Below are 2,331 nucleotides of genomic sequence, written 5' to 3' on the forward strand. Positions count from 1 at the left end.
CTATAACGAGCAAAGGATCAAGGAAAAACTATGCTGGAAAAGTCCTGTTCAATATAGGCTTTCCTTGCAGGCAGCATAAAAAAGTAACGAGACAGTAAAAACCATCTCGTTACTAAGGTCTAACTTTTTGGGGTCACATCATTGCTCATGCAACAGCCCCTCTTTTTCAATATCCCAACTTCTTCTTCAATTCTTCCATGTCCTTTTCTGCCAGGAAGGGACGGATCACATCCAGATAATACTCTGCTTCCTGTTCTCTTCCTGCCTGGAGGCAGGCCTGGGCTCCGCCAGCAGCCAGCCGGAGGATCTCCATATTCGGTCCCAGGGGGATCCCTTCTTTTGTGGCAAAGGCCGTCAATTCTTCCCGGGAGGCAGGAACCAGGTCTTTTCCTAGATGCTGGGCAATGGTTTCCAGCCGGGCTTTCACTGCTTCCGTTTCCCCATAGTTCAAGCTCAGCAGGAAGGCATACCGGGCCCCCTGCCAATCTTCTCCCTGGAGCAGCCGGGTCCCTTCGTTCTGGTAGCACAGGGCCAGATCAGCAGGGCGGAAGGCCATCCGGAAGCTCTCCCGGTTCACTCGGCCGAAGCTTTCCCAATCCTCTCCAGCTTTCAGCACGGCCAGATAACAGGCACGCACCGGAGCGCTGATCGGGTCCCATTTCAGTCCTTTTTCCAAAGCTTTCTGGGCAGCCTTCATTCGGTTTTGGGCCAGTTCCAGTTCGCCCAAAGTCAAGTACAGAAGATGAAAGGGAAAAGGCGCCTGCTGGACCGTCTTTTTGGGCTGACAGAACTGCTGGTACAGCACTCTTTCCATGGGCTCCGCAAAGGAACGGAATTCTACTTCCGAATCAGGCTGGAAAAGAGCCGAATGTTCTGCTTCCTGGAGATGGGGTTCCAAGAATTTCCGGGCTCCCACGAAATCCTGGGCAGCCGTGCACTTCCGGGCTCCCTCCAGGTCTGCCCGGAATTTTTCAAATGCCTGGCTGAACATATCGGCGAAATGCTGCCGGCTTTCTTCCGGCAGCAGCTTGTACAGCAGCTGGCTGCAGGCACGGCTAATCTCCCGGTGCAGAGGATGGTCCCGGTACAGCTCGATGCAGCCTTGGAGATATTTGATATCCTTCTGGGAGTCTCCTGACAGATTGTCCCTGATTGATTTGATGATGGTATCCAGTTCTTCCATGATTCACAGCCTCCGATTTTTCTTAACTCTATCTTACCTATTATACAGGAAAGCGGAAAAAAAGGCGAGGACAGCCCTTCAGCAGCTGCTGTCTCTCATTCCCTGTAGACATTTCCTCACCGTATGGCAAAGGCTTTCTCTTCTCCTCCAGATTTTCCCGTTCACAGGGGGTGGCAGGGACAGGTTTCTGCCATTTCCTTAATGGAGCTTCAATTTGTCCTTATTTTACAGTATAATAAAATGATACGAGAAACTGCGAATTACTGCAAAAAAGGAGTTTATCCATGGCTGACACTGCTTTTCGGGAAAATCATCCCGATTCCTTTATCCATCATCACTTGAACTATTTCTTGCCCACCATCTATACCATAGCAGACTGGCTGATGATCCTGCTCTCCGAATTCTTGGCTTACCATCTGCGGGGAACCTTTACTGGGAATACCCATTTCCATATGCCCTGGCTCAATCTGTGGGTCGCCTTTCCGCTGCTGTTCCTGCTGTTTTTCCGGCAGGGAGGCATCTATACCAAGCATATGGGCTACTGGAAGCTGATGGAATGTATCTGCCGAGGATGCACCTATGCAAGCGGGGCCATCGTGGTCTTTGTCTATCTATCCCATATTTCCGCCAGTACCTCCCGGCTCTTTGTAGGCTTTTTGTGGATCTTTTCCATTGTCTTGGTGACGCTCTCCCGTTACCTTTTTGCCCATCTCCTGAACTGGGCTGGGGTGGGGAGCGTTCCGGTGCTCCTGGTGGGGGCCGGAAAAACGGCCAGTCTGGTGCTCCAGGGCATTCGGGATGATATCGGTCTGAACTTCAACGTCATCGGCTACGTGGATGACGCCGGCCCGCAAAAAGAAAATGTGGGAGACCTGCCGTACCTGGGTACTTTCAGCCAGGTGGTGGAAATCATTGAAAAGACCCAGGTCCAGGATGTCTGTATCGCCGTTCCTGGGCTGAGCCCTGAACGATTGAACCAGCTGATCCACACTATTCAGCCCCATGTGCGGAACCTTTCTTTCGTGCCCGATCTGATCGGTCTGCCGGTGAACGGCATCGAAGTAGAATCCCTGTTCAATGAACGGCTCATGTTCATGAGCCTGAAGAACAATCTGGCCCGTCCTTACAACCGGTTCATCAAAAGGGTC

2 protein-coding genes are annotated in these 2,331 nt (G+C 51.7%); one reads left to right on the forward strand and one right to left on the reverse strand.

Features of this window, described 5'->3' with window-relative positions; all coding sequences use genetic code 11:
* Positions 1–166: 166 nt before the first annotated feature.
* Positions 167–1,183 carry a hypothetical protein gene (locus VZT47_RS10095; RefSeq protein ID WP_330224833.1) on the reverse strand — a complete coding sequence of 339 codons (1,017 nt, stop codon included), beginning with the start codon at positions 1,181–1,183 and terminating at the stop codon, positions 167–169.
* A gap of 284 nt (positions 1,184–1,467) precedes the next feature.
* On the opposite strand from VZT47_RS10095, the gene VZT47_RS10100 reads away from it, so the two are divergent.
* A partial coding sequence (locus tag VZT47_RS10100; RefSeq protein WP_442877434.1) for a nucleoside-diphosphate sugar epimerase/dehydratase occupies positions 1,468–2,331 on the forward strand: 864 nt, incomplete at its 3' end.

This window comes from Dialister sp. (assembly GCF_036343215.1).
Classification (GTDB): Bacteria; Bacillota; Negativicutes; order Veillonellales; family Dialisteraceae; genus Dialister.

What these genes read in the sequence shown, in the direction of transcription:
- VZT47_RS10095 (WP_330224833.1), bottom strand. Translation starts at nt 1,183, where the DNA reads ATGGAAGAACTGGATACCATCATCAAATCAATCAGGGACAATCTGTCA.